At 50.0% G+C, this 21145-nt stretch carries 21 protein-coding genes and 1 pseudogene; 9 read left to right on the plus strand and 13 right to left on the minus strand.

Translation table 11 applies throughout. The features are described from left to right. The first annotated feature begins 455 nt into the window (after window positions 1-455). Window positions 456-821, plus strand: a complete 366-nt coding sequence (locus M2298_RS21425) for a DUF6713 family protein (RefSeq protein WP_348521719.1) — start codon at window positions 456-458, stop codon at window positions 819-821. 173 nt (window positions 822-994) lie between these two features. Here M2298_RS21425 and M2298_RS21430 read toward each other — a convergent pair whose 3' ends face one another. After that, window positions 995-1567 (minus strand): MOSC domain-containing protein, encoded by a 573-nt coding sequence (locus tag M2298_RS21430; RefSeq protein ID WP_122966185.1) that lies wholly within the window; start codon window positions 1565-1567, stop codon window positions 995-997. A gap of 266 nt (window positions 1568-1833) precedes the next feature. On the opposite strand from M2298_RS21430, the gene M2298_RS21435 reads away from it, so the two are divergent. From M2298_RS21435 to M2298_RS21445, 3 genes are read left to right on the plus strand one after another with little or no spacing between them, the layout of a single operon-like run. Next, entirely contained in the window at window positions 1834-2538 is a 705-nt protein-coding gene (locus tag M2298_RS21435) for an ABC transporter ATP-binding protein (protein ID WP_122966186.1), read from the plus strand. Continuing rightward, entirely contained in the window at window positions 2538-4865 is a 2328-nt protein-coding gene (locus M2298_RS21440) for an ABC transporter permease (protein WP_481752858.1), read from the plus strand. Before M2298_RS21435 ends, M2298_RS21440 begins: the two co-directional genes overlap by 1 nt. A gap of 22 nt (window positions 4866-4887) precedes the next feature. Further along, window positions 4888-5310, plus strand: a complete 423-nt coding sequence (locus M2298_RS21445) for a hypothetical protein (protein WP_280649072.1) — start codon at window positions 4888-4890, stop codon at window positions 5308-5310. A 167-nt stretch (window positions 5311-5477) separates the two neighbouring features. Here M2298_RS21445 and M2298_RS21450 read toward each other — a convergent pair whose 3' ends face one another. Together M2298_RS21450 and M2298_RS21455 are read right to left on the minus strand one after the other, a co-directional pair. After that, window positions 5478-7427: an AraC family transcriptional regulator gene (locus M2298_RS21450; protein ID WP_122966187.1), complete on the minus strand. Its 1950-nt coding sequence runs from the start codon at window positions 7425-7427 to the stop codon at window positions 5478-5480. Window positions 7428-7617: 190 nt separating this feature from the next. Then, complete coding sequence (locus tag M2298_RS21455; protein ID WP_280649073.1) at window positions 7618-8517, minus strand: alpha/beta hydrolase; 900 nt, start codon at window positions 8515-8517, stop codon at window positions 7618-7620. Window positions 8518-8770: 253 nt separating this feature from the next. Here M2298_RS21455 and M2298_RS21460 point away from each other — a divergent pair, with 253 nt between their 5' ends. Next, window positions 8771-9316: a TetR/AcrR family transcriptional regulator gene (locus M2298_RS21460; RefSeq protein WP_280649074.1), complete on the plus strand. Its 546-nt coding sequence runs from the start codon at window positions 8771-8773 to the stop codon at window positions 9314-9316. A gap of 129 nt (window positions 9317-9445) precedes the next feature. Here the strand turns inward: M2298_RS21460 and M2298_RS21465 are convergent, their stop codons facing one another. After that, a complete protein-coding gene (locus M2298_RS21465; protein WP_280649075.1) occupies window positions 9446-10210 on the minus strand; it encodes a GNAT family N-acetyltransferase in 765 nt (254 codons plus the stop codon). Window positions 10211-10306: 96 nt separating this feature from the next. Further along, window positions 10307-10543, minus strand: a complete 237-nt coding sequence (locus tag M2298_RS21470; protein ID WP_229049829.1) for a hypothetical protein — start codon at window positions 10541-10543, stop codon at window positions 10307-10309. Window positions 10544-10595: 52 nt separating this feature from the next. On the opposite strand from M2298_RS21470, the pseudogene M2298_RS21475 reads away from it, so the two are divergent. From M2298_RS21475 to M2298_RS21490, 4 genes and pseudogenes are all read left to right on the plus strand, one after another. Further along, window positions 10596-10778: pseudogene (locus M2298_RS21475) on the plus strand (ABC transporter substrate-binding protein); the annotation flags it as partial. Window positions 10779-11134: 356 nt separating this feature from the next. Next, window positions 11135-12010: a radical SAM/SPASM domain-containing protein gene (locus tag M2298_RS21480; protein ID WP_280649076.1), complete on the plus strand. Its 876-nt coding sequence runs from the start codon at window positions 11135-11137 to the stop codon at window positions 12008-12010. Window positions 12011-12046: 36 nt separating this feature from the next. Beyond that, window positions 12047-12574 carry a DinB family protein gene (locus tag M2298_RS21485; RefSeq protein WP_280649077.1) on the plus strand — a complete coding sequence of 176 codons (528 nt, stop codon included), beginning with the start codon at window positions 12047-12049 and terminating at the stop codon, window positions 12572-12574. Between the two features lie 189 nt (window positions 12575-12763). Next, window positions 12764-13345 (plus strand): GNAT family N-acetyltransferase, encoded by a 582-nt coding sequence (locus M2298_RS21490; RefSeq protein WP_280649078.1) that lies wholly within the window; start codon window positions 12764-12766, stop codon window positions 13343-13345. 152 nt (window positions 13346-13497) lie between these two features. On the opposite strand, the gene M2298_RS21495 is transcribed toward M2298_RS21490, so the two are convergent. The 8 genes from M2298_RS21495 to M2298_RS21530 form a co-directional block, all read right to left on the minus strand. Next, complete coding sequence (locus M2298_RS21495) at window positions 13498-13977, minus strand: ankyrin repeat domain-containing protein (protein WP_280649079.1); 480 nt, start codon at window positions 13975-13977, stop codon at window positions 13498-13500. Between the two features lie 94 nt (window positions 13978-14071). Continuing rightward, a complete protein-coding gene (locus M2298_RS21500; RefSeq protein WP_280649080.1) occupies window positions 14072-14557 on the minus strand; it encodes an Rrf2 family transcriptional regulator in 486 nt (161 codons plus the stop codon). A gap of 18 nt (window positions 14558-14575) precedes the next feature. Beyond that, window positions 14576-15298 carry a DsbA family oxidoreductase gene (locus M2298_RS21505; RefSeq protein WP_173597098.1) on the minus strand — a complete coding sequence of 241 codons (723 nt, stop codon included), beginning with the start codon at window positions 15296-15298 and terminating at the stop codon, window positions 14576-14578. A gap of 129 nt (window positions 15299-15427) precedes the next feature. After that, window positions 15428-16069, minus strand: coding sequence for an ABC transporter ATP-binding protein (locus M2298_RS21510; protein WP_122966197.1), 642 nt, complete (start codon window positions 16067-16069; stop codon window positions 15428-15430). Next, a complete protein-coding gene (locus M2298_RS21515) occupies window positions 16066-17721 on the minus strand; it encodes an ABC transporter permease (RefSeq protein WP_280649081.1) in 1656 nt (551 codons plus the stop codon). Before M2298_RS21515 ends, M2298_RS21510 begins: the two co-directional genes overlap by 4 nt. A 3-nt stretch (window positions 17722-17724) precedes the next feature. Beyond that, window positions 17725-18834, minus strand: a complete 1110-nt coding sequence (locus M2298_RS21520; RefSeq protein ID WP_122966199.1) for a Fe(3+) ABC transporter substrate-binding protein — start codon at window positions 18832-18834, stop codon at window positions 17725-17727. 120 nt (window positions 18835-18954) lie between these two features. Then, window positions 18955-20382, minus strand: a complete 1428-nt coding sequence (locus M2298_RS21525) for a HAMP domain-containing sensor histidine kinase (protein ID WP_280649082.1) — start codon at window positions 20380-20382, stop codon at window positions 18955-18957. Next, window positions 20379-21056 carry a response regulator transcription factor gene (locus tag M2298_RS21530; RefSeq protein ID WP_173597101.1) on the minus strand — a complete coding sequence of 226 codons (678 nt, stop codon included), beginning with the start codon at window positions 21054-21056 and terminating at the stop codon, window positions 20379-20381. The genes M2298_RS21525 and M2298_RS21530 overlap by 4 nt, the downstream gene beginning before the upstream one ends. Window positions 21057-21145: the final 89 nt, after the last annotated feature.

Raw genomic sequence — 21145 nt, forward strand, 5'->3', positions numbered from 1 at the left:
AAGTTATAATTGGAACCTTTAAACGTGAGACGACTTCATGGAAACTCTAGATGTTACAAAACTTAGGGTATTTTTTCGGGTTTGTACGTAACTAATGAAAGATAAGAAGGCTGCGATATTAAGCTATTATATAGATACCACAGCAGAGCGTTCACTTTGCCAAGCAGCGCATGTAGAGAGTGTGACGTTGTTGGCTTTGAAATAGTTGTAGGAAAAAGGGCTAGAACTCCTTGATTTCATAGGAGTCTAGTCTTCTACATTAACGGAAGAATAATGTTGTTTTAGGAAGATAGCAGATGTTGATGCTGTCAACATTTAAATGTCATAATGTACATTCTAAAATTGACGATTTTGCTGCAGCTATTTCCAACACAACATTCACCATTCTTTCATTTGTTTGGCAGATTTCAACATGATTTAATGTAGGTAATCAGCAATGAAAGAGGGTGGCCATTTTGTCATCGGTCTTGCTCGTAATCTTCTCCATCAATTTCTCTCTCCTGCTCTTGCACGAAATGGATGCAATCAGAGCCAAAGAGTGGAAAATGTTCGCCATCCTGAAAGATATGGACGATGGCCGCGCCTTCAAAGTATTTACCATCCTCCATCTTCCCCTGTATGCCATCTTATTGTATTCGTTTATCAGTCAACAAATCGTTTCCTTCATCATCATAGATGTGTTTCTCATTTTTCACTCGATCATCCACTATTTCTTTGAGAAGCATCCGAACAATAACTTTACGAACACGTATTCAAGATTGCTCATTTATCCAATGGGCGTATTGGGAGTCTTGCATCTGCTCGGGTTCATGCTGTTTTGACCTTACCGCGCCATCCGTCACGTCAAGTCGCGCATACGCCCTCAACACCTGCAGAGTCTGTCAGTTTGCGGTGAAAAATACAAAACAGAAAGGTGGCTAAACCTCTTGAAGCTTCTCGGGTTTAACCACCTTTTTCGTTACTTCATGAACATTCGCCAGCGCAGCAACATGATTTATTGCATCGGATTGGCAAGGTTATTCACGAGAATCTGAGCCTGGTCCCCCAGCTTGATCGTGCCGGGACATTCGACGGCACAAACAATCCCTCTACGCTTGAATGCCGCTTTTACAAAGCGTCCGGCCAATTTTGGGTGTGCCTCTGCATCGTAATTTTTTTGAATTTCTTCTCCGGGATGGACACAAGGAAGATTTTCTCCCATACAAATAAGACCCGCTCCACTCGGCAGCAGGATTCGCGAGCCCATCGTCAGGCTTGTCAAATCAGGAAATCCGCTTATCAAAAGATTAGCCCCCAGCCACTCGGGCAAAACAAACGGAACTTTCAAGTTTTCGGCGATGATGGCGCAATCTTCTTGGGACACCACCGTGATTTGGCGACGGTTCAAGATTTCGGTTCCGCGCGGATACATCGTCTGACGGGAGTCTGCTCCGAAAGTCACGCCAAAATGTCGGTCACCCGGTATGCCTCCGAACTCCAGTTTTGTCTCGGGGATACGGCGTGTGACGAAAGTCTCGGGATTGTCAGCGATAAGTATAGCTTCAACTGATGCTGCGTATGTTTTCATACAATTCTCCTCTCAGTGATCGGCGATTATGCTCCGAATGCTTGCCGCAAATGTTTGAATATTTCACCCACAGTCTTCTTGCTAACCCCTGCTTCGCCCCATTCCTCACAGTGTATCATGAATGGCTCCTTTTTTAGGAAGAAAAAGCATAATCGTGAAACGATACTCCTCCCTAAGACTGATACAAAATTACATCGGGTGCAGGATGTCCCTCCAACAAATTGGTATATTATGGATTCATATGCATTATTCATGGAGGGCACTCAATGAAACAGCTAATCCAATTCAAAGCCGTCACAAAAGAATACAAAATCGGCGAAGTCCCGATCAAGGCGCTAAACGGAGTTGATTTTTCCATCGCGGAAGGCGAATTTGTCGTGGTTCTGGGGGCAAGTGGCGCAGGAAAAAGCACGATTTTGAACATACTTGGCGGCATGGATACCGCTACTTCTGGCCAGGTGTTTGTCGGCAACCAAGAAATTACGAGATTCGACGAGACAAAACTAACGCAGTACCGGGCTGAAAAAGTTGGCTTTGTGTTTCAATTTTACAACCTGATCCCCAACTTAACTGCGTTGGAAAACGTTGAATTTGCCACGGAAGTATGCAAAAACCATCTGAAGGCCAAAGACATTTTGCAACTGGTCGGATTAGGTCATCGGCTCAAAAACTTCCCTTCCCAGCTCTCTGGCGGCGAACAGCAAAGAGTTGCCATTGCCAGGGCTGTTGCGAAAAACCCGCTGCTGCTGCTCTGCGATGAACCGACTGGAGCTTTGGACTATGAGACGGGCAAATCCGTCCTGAAACTCCTGCAAAATTTGAACCAGGAAACCAAAAAGTGCGTCGTGCTGGTCACGCATAATTCTGCAATCGCGCCGATGGCCGATAAAATCATCAAGGTAAAAAGCGGAATGATCGAGAGCGTGACCGTTAATCATCGCAAACAAAGCGTTGAAGGGATCGAGTGGTGATGATGAAATTATTTTGGAAGCTAACAAGGGATATCAGGCAATCCATCGGTCAATTTATCGCCTTGGTCTTGGTCGTAGCGGTTGGAGCTTTTTTCTATGCGGGGCTGACCACGTACAGCGATAATCTGAGCGCTTTTGTGAACAGCTATTTCAAAGAACATCATGTAAGCGATTTATATGTGTCGTACAAACAAATCTCCAAAGACGAGTTGGCCGATTTAAGCAGCATTGCCGGAATCAAGAAAATCGAAGGACGCTACACCTTTGACGCCACACAAGTGAGTGCAGGTCATAACACCTCGCTAAAAATTCACTCCATCCCTGTGCGAAATGAAATAAACACGCCCACTTTGATTGCAGGGCATATCCCGGACAAAAAGAATGAAATCATGCTAGACTCCCATTACGCCAAAGAAAATCAGCTGCAGATCGGTGAGCAAATCCATTTGCGTGCGAACGAAAAAAGTGTGAGCTTTACCATCAGCGGCTTGGGCGAGAACGTCGAGCATGCGAAAAAGAACGACATTCAAGATCACCAAGCGTACGGAATCGGCTATATTGCCGAAGCGACGATACCCGAAATCGCAGGCGGCTTTTCTTACAATGAGGTGATGATCGATGCGCAGGATGGCTACGATATCGACAGCTTGGGCAAATCTATCGAAGCGCAGTCCAGCCACCTTGCTTATGTGGATCAAATCAGTAAAGAACGGACTTTCAGTTACTCGAAAATTAATCAGACGATTCACAACAACAACTTGATGAGCAAAGTTATCCCTTTTGTGCTGTTTTTGATTGAAGCTATTATTCTTTTTCTGACCATGTCGAGACTGATTGATTCGCAAAGAAATCAAGTTGGCATTATGAAAGCCTTGGGTGTCCCGACAAGAACGATCATGCTTCATTACATGGGGTATCCCGTCCTGGTCGCTATCGCAGGTTCCATCATCGGTTGCGTCGTTGCCGCTATTGTTTTCGTTCCCTTAGTGACTGCTTCGAGCGCGCGAGCCTACTCTCTGCCTGGTATCACCTACTCCATGTCTGTTTTTTCTGTCCTCCCGCCCCTCCTCTTTTCCAGTGTTTTTGGCATGTTGTCCTGTTATTTGAGTGGCAGAAGCATTTTAAAAGAACGCGTAGCGGAAGCCATGCGTCCCAAACCGCCCAAAACGATGCAACAACTGTGGATAGAAAGATTCCCGGGTGTTTGGAATCGGCTGTCCTACAGCTACAAGCTCATTTTGCGTAATATATTTTTAAACAAGCAAAAGGCTTTGGCAAGCTCGATTGGCGTTGTGATCAGCACGGTGTTACTGATCGCTGCTTTCGGCACGCAGACAGCTTTGCTGCAAGTAGCAAGCCAAATCGAAAAGGTTTACACGTACGATTTGCGTGTCGATTTTGCAAAAGGCACATCTCTAGAACAGCTAAAGTTGCCTCCTGGCAGCAAAAGCGGCTATTTTTTAGCGACTTTTCCTGTTGCATTTAGAAAAGGCACTGAAACAGAAAATACCACTTTCGTTGTTACGGAAAAGAGCAACAGCCTGCTTCATTTCTTCGACGAAAACGGGAATAAAATTTCTCTGGAAGATCACGGCGTTCTCGTACCCAAATCGTATGCGGACAAATACCGTATTTCCGAAGGCGATACCATCCAAGTGCAATTCACCGCACCCGAGTTGAAAAATATGTGGGTAGATATGAAGGTTTTACATGTATCAACACAGTATTCGAATCCGGCGTTTTACAGCACGCCAGCCTATTTGCAGAGCTTTGGCATAGACTACAGCCCGAACACGCTTTTGGTGGAAGTAGCCAGCCCAACAAACCTGGCAACGGTTCGCACCTTTTTTGAGCAGGATCATCGGGTAGATGCGATTGCGGATAAAAACGATCTGAAGAAATCGGCACAATATATTTTGCAGCAAAACAGTTTTGTCTTTATCCTGTTTATCGTTTGCGCGATCATCCTGTCTTTTGGCGCCATTTACACCATATCCTCCATCAACATTTACGAACGGAACCGCGAGCTTGCGACCTTGAAAGTATTGGGCTATCCGAAACATAAAATAAATCGGCTGATCTTTTGGGAAAACATGATCCTGACCGCCTTTGCGGTCATTGTCGCTCTGCCGCTCAGCGGCTATGTTTATCGGATGATCGTGAAGGCACTGTCCAGCAGCCATCAACAGATTCCTGATCAATTGAATGTATTTGTGCTAGTCGCTTCTGTTGCGCTTGCGTTTTTGCTCACGCTTTTGTCTAACTTGCTGCTGAAACGGAAGGTTGGCAGGATTGATATGATCGGGTCGTTGAAGAGTGTGGAGTAAAAAAGAAAAGGGGGTCGTTGAGATGAAATTAGCAAGTTATTGTCTGATTTTATTACTCTTGATTGGATGCGAACCAAAAGAAAATACGAACCCCACCTCGCCTGTTCATATTGTAGATCGGGACCAGCTGGTCGAGCGGTTCCAGTTGATTCATGACTTTAATTCTGTCGAAGAATTTGACACAACCAAGCTGAAAAGCCTTGAAAACGATCCCGATCGCAAAGACTACAAAAAAGTATTGCGCACTTTTATCTCTGAGTATTTTCAAAAAGAAATGGAGTCATTTCAAACTATAAGCAAAAGCGAAAATCAGCGGCATATTTTAGTCATCACGAAAGACGGCTGGTTATATAGCGTCAGCTTAAAACAGTGGGCGGATCACAATGATATTTGGACAGTAGATATGTACGGCGATCTTTCGCTGGCTGGCCTGCAACAGTCCTAGAAGATACTTTGCCGGGAGCGTCCGAGTTTAACCAAGCTATTCCCAAACAGTCATAACCGTTTTTGGTTGACCGCAAGCCGTCACATCCAATTTCATGAAAAATACCAGATATTTCTCACAGAAAAAAGCCCAAGCATGATCCCCTGCTTGGGCTTCTCGATCCCGCATCACTTCCGATACTTCGCCACCAGCATATCCGCGATTTCTTCGGCTTGGGCAATCGTCGTGATCGGGTCCCAATAGGAGTAGCGCTCCGATTCGAACCAGTAGACCTTGCCTTCTTTGACCGCTTTCAACTGCTTCCACATCGGGTTCGATTCAAACTGGCGGTTGTCTTTGCCACTGACGATAAAAATGTGGTCGCCAGCGTATTTGTCCAGCACTTCCTCGGAGATGGACAGTTGCTGGGTGTCGCCCCACAGCTCCTGCTTCACGATCGGTGGCGGGTTCAGCTGCAAAATATCGTAGATCGCCTGTCCACCCCTGCCCCATCTGTTGCCGAGAATGCGGAAGTCGGATTCCCAGCGCATGAGCGCAAAAGTCTCTCCGGCGGGGAACAGCCCCTCGACTTTCTTTTTCGCTGCTTCTGCCCGGCGGTCGTATTCGGCCAGCCACGCTTCCGCCTCGGCTTCACGCCCCAACAGCTTGCCGTAATAGCGGACTTCCTCATGATCGTTTTTGAACGTCCCGAACGGAACGGCAACGGTAGGGGCAATTTTCGCGTACTTCTCGTATTCGCTCTTGTCGTTCGTATCAATAATAATCAGATCGGGAGACAAAGCAACGACTTTTTCCAGCGATACCGTCCATTCCTCACCGATGCTTTCGACACCAGCCACATCCTGGGAGATGAACGGGTTGTCAATGTAAGGCTTTAGTGCGCCGACTGGTGTTACTCCCACAGCTAAAATCGACGACAACAAATTGTTCGTGACAATTCGGTTCGCCTTGGCGGGAATCACTACGTCTCCGAAAATCGTGCTGACCGTTTTCGTTTGCGCCACCGCCTGCTCTGCCGATTTTGTCTGCGCCTCTGCACTGCTCGCGTTTTGACTGCTGACAGGCTGGGCATTCAGGCTTGCCCCGCCCGAGCACGCGGACAGGAACAGCAGCAGGCTCAACAGTCCGGTTAAAGGCAAGGAAGATCTCGTCATTTTGTACATGGAGGAAGGGTCCTTTCTTTTCACAAGATAATGATAATGATTCTCGTTATTAACATCATCAATATACCAGTGAGCCGAAAGTGGGACAATAGACGATTCTGACCTTGCAGATGGATTATGCTGACGTTGGGACATTTTAAATTCGATTGGCGACAGTCCTGTGCGTTTTTTGAACAAACGGCTGAAATAATACACATCCTCGTACCCGATCCGCGAGGAAATTTCTTGCAAGGAAGCGTCTGTTTGCGAAAGCCATGTTTTCGCTTGCTGAATGCGAATCTGAATCACGTATTCGATGACGCTTGTTCCTGTGCGACTTTTGAAGCGTCTTGCCATGTATCCAGGACTCAAACCGAACATGTCTGCCAGAAACTCGACTGTGATCGGTTGGGCAAAATGCGTTTTCATATACGTCATGGCTTGTGTGACGGGATCGGTTGTCGTGACTCGGTTGTGATCGTCCCGCAGTTGTCCGTATACTTCCAACAGAAATTGATAGAACAACGACTTGATGCGCAATTTTTCCCATTGGCCCTCTTGCCCGACAAGTCCCTGCATATTTTGAACGATATCAAGCAACGCGAGAGGGGAACGCGGCTCCATGGCAAATGGGGCATGAAAAGGCCGATGTTGTTCCAATGCCTGAAGCAGCTCGCTTTTGCAGGAGAGCGGCATTGTCGCCTTGTAGCAAATCAGATAGTATTCCAGTGCCTCAAGCGTCTGGACGATCTCCAGTTGTGTCCCTTTGCCACCGTGCACAACCTTGAACGGTGCAAACATTTGCAAAACCCCGTCCACGGCTGCATAGGCGCGTCCACGAGTGACCAGGAGAAAAAAGCTGGCGGGCAGCCTGTAGGCAGATCGCTTCTCGTGCGGGTCCAGCATCACCTGCCGGACATCCAGTATTTTGACAGTAGCGTGATCCCATAGCCGCAAATGCTCATCTATATCCACCAAGGCCCCTCCCCTCAAGTCCACTCGTGTTTCTGTCTGTTTTGCTTCTTAGTCTACTAGACCTTAGCCAGCGCTGTCCAATTGATTGTAGCAGCAGTTGATTGGCTGCTCGCATCGCCCAACACAAAGAACAGGCCAAGCACCGTTGGAAGCGGGGGCTTAGCCTTTTTCTGCATGCATACTTATAGCCTTACAGATTTTCACCAAAGAACGCCGTCAATTTCGTTACCGCTTGCGCCACATACTCAGGAATGTCGTACATCGCGATATGTGTTGCGCCTTCTACCCAAAAGAGTTCTTTCGGCCCATTCGACAAAGCGAAAAATTGCTCGCTGTAGCTGCGCGTATCTGCTTCGCTTCCTGCAATCAACAGGAGCGGCTGCGTCAAAAAGGTGCCGATATTGGTCGTTGCCGAGAACGCCATGAGCTTGTCGAGACTGCTGAACAGGAAGCGGTTTGTAGAATTTGGGTGTTGCGCACGAGGAGTCCGGTAGTAGTCGTAAGCTTCCTGCATGAGCACGGAAGTTGCTTGCGCTCTTTCTTCAAGCGAGTTCGGCGCCCAGTGCAAAAACATCGCTTCGGTGCCTGTTGCTTCTGCCGTGCGCTGTTTCCCTACTGCTTCGAGTGTTTGCAATGCCGCGGCACTGTCTTCCCCGCGGAACATCGCACCGATATCGACCGCACTGACCGTCGTCACCGCTTTGATCCGGCGTTCTGTTTGCGCCGCCGCTACGGCATAACCGCCGCCTGCGCAGATGCCAAGCGCCCCGATTTTTTCCGCATCGACAAACGGGAGCGTGGTCAAATAATCTACCGCGCTGCGAACATCCTCCACTCTGGCAAAAGGATCTTCCAACAGGCGCGGCTCGCCACCGCTTTCCCCTTGATAAGACGCATCAAATGCCAGTGCAACATATCCTTGCTCGGCAAGCTTTTGTGCATACAGGCCAGCCGTTTGTTCCTTGACGCCTCCGCCTGGATGCACAGTCACGACCGCAGCATACTTTTTCGCTTCGTCAAAATCGGTTGGCAAGTACAGATCGCCTGCCATATGCAAAAGACCATTTTTAAAAGTGATCGATGTTTTCATGTCGAAGTCTCCTTATCGTTCGTCTATTATAGAAGGTTTTTATTTGAATACAGTCAAGCTCTTCCAGCGCCCCTCCTTCCGTCAGTAACTTTCGTGCGGCAAAAGATAATAAACGTTGATATATTATTAAACATATGTCTATTATTATAAATATGTCTAGCAAATCTACAATTGTTAGATTCCTGCCGTTTGTTTAGTAATGAACAAATCGATATCATTTGTACATGATCGATAGAAAGATGGGTGACAACTCATGGCGAAGGTGGATAGACGCATCCTCAAAACACAAGAAGCCGTAAAAAAAGCAGTCATTGAGCTGATGGCGGAAAAAAGTTTCGACGCCATTACCATCCAGGACATTTCCGACAAAGCCAACGTAAGCCGGGGCACGATCTACCTGCACTACATGGACAAGTACGACTTGCTGGACAAGCTGATCGAGGCCCACATCGAACAGCTCCGGATACTGTGTGAATCTTCTTCCGAACTGGAGTTTATCGAAGCCACCGAAATCTGGAGCAGATACTTTGAAGAACATTACGCTTTCTTTTCGCTGATGCTCACCAGTAAAGGAGCACCTTATTTCCGCACGCGATTTCTGGACTATCTCATTGATGAAGTAAAAAAAGAAGTGAATGTAACCGAGGGGAAAAATCAGGGGTTTGATCAAGGAGTGATCATTCAGTTTGTAGCCTCCGCCCTGGTCGGGCTGGTGGAATGGTGGTTTGCAAATAATCGGCCTGTCTCGCAAAAGGTTTTGGCTGAACAAATGGGGAGATTGTTGGAGCGGAATTTGTGAGGAAGCGACTTGAAAATGTTGCTGCTGGCTCCTGCGCAGGTCGTCCGTATCCACTCTTGCCCTTTGCAGCTATAAGAAAAAGGGAAAAGCAGAAGCCCCCTCCTGCCTTTCCCTTTTTCTCTGCCAAACTCAATTGCGGCTGACGTGAAGCTCATCCAGCCATTTCTCAAATTTATTTCCGCTCCATATCTCGTGCGTAACAAACTCTCCGTTGTAGAACAAGCCGAAGGTCGTCCATATCGTAGGGGCTTGTTGCGCCTCTGCCCTGGTGGTAATCCGCTCAGCACGGAAAGGAACATTTTTTCGGCTCGCCACTTTCGCAAGCTCATCCAATACGCCCACAGCAAACGGACATTGCGCCGTGTAGAAAATGACCACGCCTTTCTGCTGTAAAAAAAGCGGTTCCCGCTTCGCAAAAGCTGGAGCGGCAGCCTGCTCGTTCCACTTCCAAGCCAACAATTGAAAATACGGCTCCGCTTCGTCGACGACCGCGAATCCCATATGTGTAAAGAAACGCTTCTCGCTTAAATACGGGTAATTTTTCCGCCCCGCGACATGCACGATGCCGTCCATCCCTCGGCTGACGGCATCCGCTCTGCAATGATCCAGCAACTGCTTGGCGTATCCTTTGCCTTTATACCTGCCTGAAACCCACAAACAGTTGATATACATGTAATTGGGCGCTTCAATCGGTGCCCAGGCCATTTCCGCAGGCAAGTATTCAATAAAAACCTTCGCCCGTTCGTTCAGGCGGTAAAAAACGAGCCCTTCTTCCATGCGCGCGGTCAGCCAGTCCTTTTTTTCCGCAACTGCCTGCTCGTATTGTTTGGCACCCAATGCACAGCAGATGTGTTCAGACTCTATGTTATGTTTCGTCAATGACAGAAACTCCACCGTAATCCGCCTCCCTTGTTTCGCTCCTCATCCATGAGTGGCTAGTCACGAAATGAAAGACTAGAACGAAAAGCGATATGGAAATACAGGGATATTTTAACATAGAGCGAAGCCATCTGAAATCTGCTGCGCAAAGACACGGGGCACCGCGAAATCAATCCATCCATGTATGCTGGAGGGGAACCATCTGCCCGCATTCCCCCAATGCCCTTTCGATACTTCGACAAGCTCAGAATGCTCCAGGTTGTACTTGTCCACTCCCGCCTGCTCTTCCACCAACACTCTCTTCTTCTTCGCCTCAACCTGCGGATCGGGAATCGGAATCACCGCCAACAAAGTCTTCGTATATTCATGCCGATGACGACGTGATTACGTCCAAAGGGTCGAGCCTTTCCCTCAAGTATTGAACTATTTGGCGCACCAATCGGGAGGCATCGTATCCAAGCAGCAAGTGGAGAAAACCAACACGTACGACGTGGCAACTTTTGATAAAAACAAAGACATCCCGTATGGCGATCAAAATACGGAAACGGAAGGCGACAAGTACAACAACACGCTGTACGCAAGTGAAAACAGGCAATGAGCTGAAAGCCGATCCGACAAAAGTGAAGGAGTACCTGACCAAGTATATTGAAAGCGTGAAAAAATAAACGGCGCGATAGACCGATCGTTTCCCTTTATACCTATATATAGAAGTAACCGACTCGCTAGACTTTGGCGGACGGTTACTTCTTGTTTTTTTGAGACACATGGAATGCCCCGCCCTCATTGCAGACGAAACATCCGCGTCCCGGCAGCCAGGCATTTTCAGCCTGTGGCAGCACTTCCCGCCATAATACACCGCTCCCCCTCTTTCCCCTCCTATGTTACTATGTGAGGTATACCTGCCTACTAACAAAGGACAACTGGAATGGAGACACGATCTTGAAAACATTTAAAAAAGTTTATATAGAGATCACGAGTATTTGCAATCTCGCCTGTACGTTCTGTCCGCCGACCGAGCGCAAGGCTACGTTTATCTCGGTGGAAAACTTCGTAAAACGGCTGGATGAGATCAAGCCGCATACCCGGCATATTTATTTGCATGTAAAAGGAGAGCCGCTCCTGCATCCCAAAATTGACGAGTTGCTCGACGTGAGCCACGAAAAAGGCTTCAAGGTCAACATCACGACCAACGGCACATTGATCGCGAAAAATCGGCATAAGCTGTTGGGGAAGCCTGCCCTGCGGCAAATGAACTTCTCCCTGCACAGCTTTGACGGCCATATCGGTTCCACCGACCGCGAAGGCTACTTGCGGGAAATTCTCTCTTTTGTCCGCGATGCTGCGGAACACAACGTCATCTTTTCCTTTCGCCTCTGGAATTTGACCCAGGACAACATCACGAACATTCAAAAGAGCAGAAACCGCCAGACGCTGGAGATGATTGAAAAAGAGTTTGGCCTGGACTACCAGATTGAAGAAAAAGTCGTGCCCGGCAGCGGCGTGAAAATCGCCGAGCGCGTATATTTGAATCAGGATCACGAGTTTCAGTGGCCAAGCATGACAGCTCCAAGCGACGAGGGCCGCGGCTTTTGCCACGCGCTGCGCAGTCAGGCTGCCATTCTTGTCGACGGGACAGTCGTTCCTTGCTGTCTGGACGGCGAAGGAGTCATCAAACTGGGCAACATTCAGCAGACAACGTTTACCGACATTGTGGAAGGCGAGCGGGCCAATGCCATCGTCGAAGGGTTTTCACGGAGGGAAGCTGTCGAGGAATTGTGCAAACGCTGTGGGTATCGCCAGCGTTTTGGCACATAAACACTTATCCTGATACGGATCAGAAGGGGCGATTCGATGAATTTCACAATGCGTGAGGCTACCCGGATGCTGGAGCGCACACCGCAGACGTTGCAGCATACTCTCGGAGGACTTTCGAGCGAATGGCTCAACTGCACGGAAGGCGAAAATACGTGGAGCCCGCTACAAGTTCTGGAGCACCTGATCGAAGCGGAACGAACGAATTGGATACCGAGACTGGAACATCTTTTGCTCGCGGGCGAGAGCGAGCCGTTCCCTCCGTTTGACCGTTTTGCCCATCTGAACAATCAGGCCGAGACATCCTTGGAAGAAAAATTGCAGGACTTCAAGACGATTCGCCTGCAAAATATCGCCAGACTGACCGAACTGATTGATCCCGACCAGCATCTGGAACTGACCGGCTTGCACCCGGCATTCGGTCCGGTAAAAGCGCGGGAGCTAATCTCCACCTGGGTCGTCCACGACTTGACGCACATCGCCCAAATCGTCCGCGCGATGGCAAAACGATACACGACAGACGTAGGCCCGTGGAAAGAGTACCTCGGTATTTTGCAGGACAAATAGCGGAAAACGTTTTCGTGAGGGGGAGCCGTTCCCCCTCTTTTTTCATGACTCACTCTCTGACCGGAATATTTTCCATTCTTTCACAACTGCTTCCGCTCTATATTAAAATGCTAGTTAGTTTCCAATACCCGATGACTTCAGACAACCTTGTACCAAGCATCATCGAGTCTGATCAAGGAGAACAAACCCATGAAAAAACAAGAGCAACTGCAATTGGAGCATTTTCGGCAGATGGAGCAGTTGGAGCTTGCCTACTATGACGCCGAGTTCATCACCCCGTACGAGGAAAGCTATAACTGGTATCGCTATCGGCCTGACAGCATCGTCGCCATGGAGGATGACGGACGGATTGTCGCTTTCATGAACCTGCTCCCTGTCAAGAAACACATCTACGAGCAGATCGCAGCGGGGCGTTTCAACGACAGCCTCATGACCACAGCGGATATCGACGATCCGAAGCTGCCTGGCGAGTCAGCCCATTACTTTTTGTCTTGCGTCGTTGTCGCCGATGCTTATCGGAAAAGTGGCGCCCTGCCTATCATGCTCCACCATTATCTCGACGTGCTGGATGAGGTCGAACGAAGCGGCACTCGCATCCACTCGATCATCATTGATACGTTAACGGCTGCCGGCAATCGGTTTGCCCGCCGTCTCGGGATGACTCTTCTGTGCGAAAGCGACCACGATTCCCATGTATACGAGTGCAGTTATGCGACCTTCAAGCAACATGTACGTAGCCACTATCCGCTGACGGAAACTCGTCTTCGGTAAAAAATGGCTGCCATTCCTTGGCCATCCGGCAAGGTCACGATGCCGTCGCTGAATTTTTACGAACAAAAGAAGCACAGTTATGGCAGTGAACATAACCAAAGAAGCCCTGCCCCGACTGGGAGTAGGCGCGGTCATCCGCAATGAGCGCAGCCTTACTCCGCTTGTCCAAGCAATTGAGCGATCTCTTTTTCCTCGCGTTCAAGGGCAATATCGAGCGGAGTCTGACCACGATCGTCCTTTTGCGTTTTATCCGCTCCGTGCGCAAGCAGCACCTCGATGACATCCAGCCGTTCCTCCCCGTCAGACACTTGTGTGTGCAGCGGGGCACTTCCGTCATGCGCCGCAGCGTTGACATTCGCCCCATGCCGAATCAGCAGGGTGGCAATCTCCGGGTACAAGACGATGTGCAGCGGCGTGATGCCCTCATCGTTTTTGGCGTGAACATCGGCACCTTTTGCGATCAACCATTCAAGCAGCTCTTCGTCTTCAGTCATCACCGCCGCATGCAAGATGGAAAACTCATACTCGTCCTTGCCATGAATCAAATCGGGCTGCTTTTGCAAGATCCGTTTGACCTCATCGAAATCGTCTATTTCTGTTGCTTCGTACAAATCTTCGAATGTATATGCCATTGCGCTCTCTTCCTTTTCCTTTGGACTTCTTCTGCAAAACGCTTCGGCAAAAAAATGCAATATCCTGTTTTTTCCACAAAAAAACCGACTCCCATTACAAGAGTCGGCCTTCCTGTTTGATTTCCAGCAATTCTTCGCTCGGTTCTACCTGGCCAAAGCCGATGCTGTCCATGACATCTGCCAGCGTATACCGCCCGAGGAACAAGATTAGCTGCTGCTCAGCCTGATTCATCAATGACTCCAAATGCCGATCGAGCTGCACGCCAACCTCGCCGCAATCCAGCTCTTCCTGGCTGTCTTCCTCACGTTCTTCCGGGAGAGAGCGGTAAATATCGGCCAGCGTCAACTCTTTCGGGCACTTCGTCATGTAGTAGCCGCCGACGCGCCCCTCTTTTGCCTCCACAATACCGGCACGGGTCAACTGGGCCATGACACGCCGCAAAAAAGTGGCATGTGTCTTGACTTGGGCCGCAATCGTCGCGCTCGATAGCACTCCGCCACTCTGGGCGAGCCAGACCAGTACGTGAACAGCAATCCGAAAGCGCGGCTTGGCTATCTGATCAATTCGATTCAGCTTCATGCTCACACAACCTGTCGTTTACAGCTTGCAGGAACCGTCCGCGCAATTGTCCCCGGCTGTCTTTTCTTTTTCATCCTGGCCGACAAACTGGAGAGGGGCAGCAGCCTGTTCTTCCTCCCATACTTTGTTCAGCGCTCCCAGGAACACTTCTCCAGGCTGCGCGCCGGATACCGCGTATTTGTTGTTGAAAACGAAGAACGGCACGCCGTTGATGCCAAGATCGGCACCTCTTTGCTTGTCTTCCTGCACCTTGTCTTTGTATTCGTCACCGGCCAGCATGGCGAGCGTCTCCTCTTTGTCCAGTCCAACCTCGGAAGCGAGCTGCGCCAATACTTCGTGATCTCCCAAGTGCAGCGATTCCGTGAAGTACGCTTTCAGCAGTCTTTCCTTCATCTCCGTCATTTTGCCGTGAGTAGCCGCATAGTGAGCGAGACGGTGGGCATCAAACGTATTCGTCGGAATCATCGTGTCAAAGTAATAGTCCAGACCGACGCCTTTTGCCTGTTGAGCTACACGGTCATTCATGCCTTTTGCTTGCTCAAGCGACATGCCGTATTTGGACGCCAGCACCTGATGCATGTCCATGTTCGTATCGCGCTCCATGGTTGGATCGAGCTGGAAGCTGCGGTAAACGACCTCGACCTGATCCTTGTTCGGGAACTGCGACAAAGCTCCTTCCAGTTGACGCTTGCCAATATAGCAAAACGGGCAGGCAAAATCAGACCAAACTTCTACTTTCATCGTACATCCTCCTCTTATTCAACGGCTCTTGCCAACGGGCCAACCGTAAACTGCAATCGTTACAAGCACATTATACACCATCTATTTGCTGTATGCTGCACTTTTGAGGAGAAAGCGACACTTTGCCCGTCACCGAGCCAGTCGGATGATCCGATCACAAATCGTTTCCGCATCCTCCTTGTCATGGGTCACCAATATCGTCGTGATGTGCGCGTGGCGAAGCAGCTGCTTCAAATCTTCCCGTATTTTCTTTTTCAAATCCGCGTCCAGGTTGCTGAATGGCTCATCCATCAATAAAATCGCGGGACGCGGCGCCAAGGCCCGGGCAAAAGCTACCCGCTGCTGCTGCCCGCCGCTCAGCTCGTGCGGATACCGCTTTCCGTAGCCCTCCATCTGTACGAGAGACAGCATTTCCCCCAGACGTTGTTCCCGTTCCCTTTTGGTCAGCCGATGCAGTCCAAACAAAATATTTTGTTCGACGGTCAGATGAGGGAACAGAGCGTAATCTTGAAAAATCATCCCGACCCCACGATGCTCAGGCTCGACAAACTGCCGCGGATCGACCAGCACTTTTCCAGCGATCAAAATCCGCCCTCCCGCAGGAGCTTCCAGCCCGGCGATCAAGCGCAGCAACGTGCTTTTTCCACAGCCGCTGCTTCCCAGTATCCCGACGATCTCCCCTTGCTCCATGCGCAGCGAAAAATCGCGCACGACAGGCCCGCTCCCCGTATCATAGCCAAATGTGACATTCTCCAATTGAAAAAAGCTCATTTTGCCTGCCTCTCCCCCAGCCAGTGATAAAAGTAAACCGAAACGATGCCGACACCGATGATGAGCAGCGAAGGAATCGACGCCTGATGAATCTGCTCATCGCTGGCGTATTGGTACGCTTTCGTCGCCAAAGTTTCGAAGTTGTAAGGACGAAGCAGCAAAGTAAGCGGCAGCTCCTTGACGATCTCCATGAACACGAGGATGAACCCGGTAATTACTGCGCCCTTGATCAACGGCAAATCCACTTTGAAAAAAGTGCGCGTCATTCCCATGCCGAGCAAGCGGGACGCCTCCGCATAACGGTTTCCCGTCTTTTCAAATCCCGCTTCCACTGCGTTGTAGCCGACCGCGAGAAAGCGGATGATGTACGCGAAAATGAGCATGAACAGCGACATGCTGATGACCAGCTTGCCTTCCGCGAAGCCCAGCCAGGCGTACAACGGCGCAAGCTCTTTGTCGAGTGAAATCACGACGGCAAGCACGCCGATGGACAATACCGCTCCCGGGATCGAATAGCCCATGGAGATCAGCCTAGTCATGACCAGCGAAAATACGGAAGTTCGCGAGTAGCGAATGACATTTGCCACTGTGACCGCCAAAATCATCAAGAGCGTGATGGAGATGCAGGAAATCAGCAATGTATTGGTCAAAAGCTGCACAAATACGTCGTTCAGCACTTCCTTGTACGTCCACGTCGCCCAAACTGCCAATTGCGCGACCGGAATGAAAAAAGACAAAGCTGCGACCGCGACACAAAAGCACAGCACCGCGTACTGGGGCAGCCCCTTCAGCTTTCTCCTGCGCAATGGCGTCATGCGGTTGGTCGGGGAACTGAACTTTTTGCGTCTGCGCACCAGCCGTTCGACCACAAAAATCCCGATAATCAAGCTCATGAGCCAGGCCGCCAGACGAATTGCAGAATCGACGTCATACATGCCGAACCACGTCTTGAAAATGGCAGCCGTAAACGATTGAATGCCAAAATGCTTCGTGACGCCAAAATCGTTCAGCACTTCAAACGCAACGAGACTTGCCCCGCCGGCAATCGCAGCCTGCGAGAGTGGCAGCACGATGCGCCAAAAGATGTGCAACGAATTTTTCCCCAGCAAGCGGGCGTTCTCGATGAAAGCCGCGCTCTGCTTTTCCATGAATGTTTTCGCAATCAAATACACGTACGGGAACAAAAACAGCGTGAAAATAAAAATAGCGCCCTTCATGGACATGATGTCAAAATAGCGCTGATCGGGAGCCAGCCCCCATTCATTTCGCAAAAAAGTTTGAATACTCCCCGTATAGCTCAGCATGTTGCCGTACGTATACGCGGCAATATACGGCGGGATCGCCAGCGGCAGTACGAAAGCGAACGAAAAAAAACGCCGCAGCGGAAAGTCGTAGGCAGCTACCAGCCAAGCCAGCGAAACGCCTACGACGATCGTACAGGCCACAGTTCCCAGCACAAGCAAGAGCGATTGCAGCGCGTAGTCCAGCAGCATGTATTCCTGAATATGCTGCCAGTTCTCGGTCGTTCGCGCAAACAGTCCGAGCAAAATATAAAGAGACGGGAGAAGGGCCAAAACGGCCCCTGTCACGCTCAGCGCTACCCACCCGTTCCACTTTCGTTTCAGGCTTCTTCGCAACGCAGCTCCCGTCATCTTTTATTTCCACCCTGCCTTGTTCATCAGTTCAACGGCTTTTTTGTTGTTCTCGCCGAGCTTTGCAAAGTTCAGTTCTTGTGTTTTAAACTCTCCCCACTCTTTCAACAGCGCAGGCTGCTCTGCCTCGGCGTTGACAGGAAATTCAAAGCTGCCTTGTGTCAACATCGTTTGGCCTTCTTTGCCCGTGATGTATTCCACCAGCTTGATGGCATTGTCTTTGTTTTTGGCGTGCTTGGTCAGGCCGATGCCGCTGATGTTCATATGTGTGCCAGTCGTAGTTTGGTTCGGGAAAAATACGCCGATATTTTCTGCGACCTTCACTTCTTCGGCGTCTTTGGAGTTCAGCATTTGCCCGACGTAGTACGTGTTCATGATCGCAACATCGCCGATCTTGGCAGCGATGGCTTTTGCCTGATCACGGTCGCCGCCCTCCGGCTTGCGAGCCAGATTGTTGACGAGGCCAGTTGACCAGTCCTGGGCAGCCTGTTCGCCGTTCAGCTCAATGAAAGAAGCGACCAGCGATTGGTTGTACAAGTTGGAAGAAGAACGCACCAGCACTTTGCCCTTCCATTTGTCGCTCGCCAAATCTTCATAAGTAGACAGCTGCTCCGGCTTCACGCGGTCTTTTGCATACACGATGACGCGAGCGCGGGTCGCCATGCCGATCCACTCATTGTCGGAATCGCGCCATTTGCTCGGCACGTTTTTATCCACCTCGGCGGAAGTGATTGGTTGAAGAACGCCATTTTGTTTGGCATAGTTCAGCACGCCGCCATCCACGGTGATGAACAAATCCGCTTCCGAGCTTTCCCCTTCGCGCTTCAGGCGTTCAACCAGCTCCTCGGCAGTTCCTTTTACTTCGTTGACCTTGATCCCGGTTTGCTTGGTAAACTCGCTGAACAACTTGCTGTCGATCTCGTAGTGTCTGGCCGTAAATACGTTGACAACCTGATCCTTGCTTGCCTTCTCGTCCGCTTTTGGCGCTTCCGTGCTGGCTTGCGGCTGATTCGCGCTGCCTTCGCCTTGCCCTTGTCCGGCACCGCAGCCTGCCATGAACGGCACGGTCAGCATCGTAAAAAGCATGAGACCGAGCATGCTTGTTTTTCTCATCTTGATTCGTCCCCTTTACTCCGGTTGTTTTGATAATGAATATCATTTCCAATCGACAAGGCTTATTCTAGCGAAACAAAATGAGAAAACGATGAGAAAATCAAAAAAACATTTTTGTCCTCATTGCACGCCCGCGCGAATCGGCAAGAAGACGTTTACAGTCGTCCCTTCCTGCTCGATGCTCTCGATGGACAAAGCCCCGTTGTACCGCTCGACCAGCCGCTTCGCGATCGACAAACCAAGCCCGTTCCCTTCTGCGCTGCCGCTTTTGCGGTTTCGTGCCTTGTCTACCCGATACAGGCGATCTGTGACAAAAGGCAAGTCTTTTGCCGGAATGCCAATCCCTGCATCCTTGATGGCCAGACACACTCTTTCTTTTTGCACCGTCGCCTGCACAGCGATCCGTTTTCGTTCCCGCGAATACTTGACGGCGTTGTCGAGCAGGATCAGCAAAATCTGCTCCAGGTGCTCCACCGATATCGCAAGCCTCACTCCTGACAGCTCTCGCAAATCACGCTCCATGGTGAAAGCCGGATGCAGCACATTCACTTTTTTGATCGTCTGCAAAATGACTTGCTCCGGCTCGCACACAGCCGTTGCTTCATCCATTTGCAAGTTTTCCGCCCGCGTCAGTGCCAGCAGTTCTTCTACCAGCGCTTTTAACCTCGCCAGCTCCTGAATCGAGATTTGCAAAGATTCCTCCAGAACAGCGGGGTCATGCTTGCCCCAGCGATGCAGCATGCCCAAATGCCCTTCGACGATCGCGATTGGCGTCCGCAATTCATGCGAGGCATCCTCGACGAATTGCCGCTGCTGTTGAAAAGAACGTTCGACCTTGTCCATCATGACGTTAAACATGTTCATCGTCGTAGCGATCTCATCGTGGTTATCGTAAAAGGCGATCCGCTCAGCCAGCCCTTTTTGCTTCACATTTTTCATCGTCTGATTCATCGCCTGCAGCGGCTTCACCAGCTGGCGAGCCAGCATCCGCCCCCCGAGGCCGCTGATGATAACCGCAACGAGACAGCCGATCGCCATAAATTGAAACAGCGCTCCGCTCAGTTGCTCAAATTCGTTGATGTTTTTTACAATCTCCACCGTGCCGTCAAACTGAAAAATCGTGATCGGGCGCTCCATCAACAGCAGATTGCCTTTGACGTGCATGCTCCGCCACTGTTCGTGCGGGGAGCCAGTGATCGTAGCTGCCAGGCTGTCCTCGATGCCATTGGACACGACAGCGACCGGGTTTCCTTGTTCGTCGAGGATGCGGATTCGCTGGTCTTGCTGGTTGATTTTTTGCAGGAAGCCGCGCATTTCGTCGAGATCGGCCCCCTCAAAGGAAATCTCCCTTTCCAGAGCAAAATTGAGAATCTCGCGCATCGTTTTTTCGGTGGCTTGTTCCTCCTGATGGATCATCCATTTTTCCACAAAAAAGTATTGGACGGTATTGTAGACGATGAACACACAAAACAGCAGCACGGACGACCAAAGGGTCAGCTTCCATTTGATCGGAAGTCTGGACAGGCGCGACGGGGTGTATTTTTTCATTTGCGCATCACGTATCCGATTCCGCGAACGGACTGAATGTAGCTGCCTTCCTGTGCCGAGTCGATTTTGTTGCGCAAGTAGCGCACGTACACGTCGACCACGTTCGTTTCCACCGCCGACTCGTATCCCCATACCGTGTCCAGCAGCACATCGCGGGGCAATACGCGGTTGATGTTTTTCATGAACACCACCAGCAGATCATACTCTCTTTTCGTCAGCTCGATGGTTTGGCCGGCTTTTGCTACCGTGCGGGCTTCCAAATCTGCGACAAGCTCGCGAAAAGCAAGCTTCGTCCGCGTCAGGTCGGTCTGTTCCTCCTGTCTGCGGAACACGACCCGCATTCGCGCAAGCAGCTCCTCAATGGCAAACGGCTTCGGGATGTAGTCGTCTGCGCCGCTGTCCAGACCCGAGACGCGATCATCGATACTGTCCCTGGCCGTCAGCATGATGATCGGCGTTTTTTTGCGTTCGCGAATGGCGCGGCACACTTCGATCCCATCGATTTCCGGCAGCATCAAGTCGAGCAGTACGAGATCCCACTCTTCCTTTAGCGCAAGCTCCAGTCCTGTTTTTCCGTCATCAGCGACAACGACGGAAAACGATTCGTGGCGCAATTCAAGCTCGATAAATCTTGCCATGTTTTTTTCATCTTCAATCAAAAGCACTCTTTTCATCGTTTACTCACCTTTTGTCCCTCATGGGGAAGTCCATCTGATTGTAGATGATAATAATTATCAGCGTCAACATAAGCGACTCGTTCGTC

The organism is Brevibacillus sp. 1238, from assembly GCF_029892995.1.
In the GTDB taxonomy this organism is placed as follows: domain Bacteria; phylum Bacillota; class Bacilli; order Brevibacillales; family Brevibacillaceae; genus Brevibacillus; species Brevibacillus parabrevis.

Bases quoted from the DNA above. Each gene is read 5' to 3' on its own strand.
- M2298_RS21430 (WP_122966185.1), bottom strand. From the start codon at position 1,567: ATGAAAACATACGCAGCATCAGTTGAAGCTATACTTATCGCTGACAAT.
- M2298_RS21435 (WP_122966186.1), top strand. From the start codon at position 1,834: ATGAAACAGCTAATCCAATTCAAAGCCGTCACAAAAGAATACAAAATC.
- M2298_RS21440 (WP_481752858.1), top strand. From the start codon at position 2,538: ATGATGAAATTATTTTGGAAGCTAACAAGGGATATCAGGCAATCCATC.
- M2298_RS21445 (WP_280649072.1), top strand. From the start codon at position 4,888: ATGAAATTAGCAAGTTATTGTCTGATTTTATTACTCTTGATTGGATGC.
- M2298_RS21455 (WP_280649073.1), bottom strand. From the start codon at position 8,517: ATGAAAACATCGATCACTTTTAAAAATGGTCTTTTGCATATGGCAGGC.
- M2298_RS21460 (WP_280649074.1), top strand. From the start codon at position 8,771: ATGGCGAAGGTGGATAGACGCATCCTCAAAACACAAGAAGCCGTAAAA.
- M2298_RS21485 (WP_280649077.1), top strand. From the start codon at position 12,047: ATGAATTTCACAATGCGTGAGGCTACCCGGATGCTGGAGCGCACACCG.
- M2298_RS21490 (WP_280649078.1), top strand. From the start codon at position 12,764: ATGAAAAAACAAGAGCAACTGCAATTGGAGCATTTTCGGCAGATGGAG.
- M2298_RS21495 (WP_280649079.1), bottom strand. From the start codon at position 13,977: ATGGCATATACATTCGAAGATTTGTACGAAGCAACAGAAATAGACGAT.
- M2298_RS21500 (WP_280649080.1), bottom strand. From the start codon at position 14,557: ATGAAGCTGAATCGAATTGATCAGATAGCCAAGCCGCGCTTTCGGATT.
- M2298_RS21505 (WP_173597098.1), bottom strand. From the start codon at position 15,298: ATGAAAGTAGAAGTTTGGTCTGATTTTGCCTGCCCGTTTTGCTATATT.
- M2298_RS21510 (WP_122966197.1), bottom strand. From the start codon at position 16,069: ATGAGCTTTTTTCAATTGGAGAATGTCACATTTGGCTATGATACGGGG.
- M2298_RS21515 (WP_280649081.1), bottom strand. From the start codon at position 17,721: ATGACGGGAGCTGCGTTGCGAAGAAGCCTGAAACGAAAGTGGAACGGG.
- M2298_RS21520 (WP_122966199.1), bottom strand. From the start codon at position 18,834: ATGAGAAAAACAAGCATGCTCGGTCTCATGCTTTTTACGATGCTGACC.
- M2298_RS21525 (WP_280649082.1), bottom strand. From the start codon at position 20,382: ATGAAAAAATACACCCCGTCGCGCCTGTCCAGACTTCCGATCAAATGG.
- M2298_RS21530 (WP_173597101.1), bottom strand. From the start codon at position 21,056: ATGAAAAGAGTGCTTTTGATTGAAGATGAAAAAAACATGGCAAGATTT.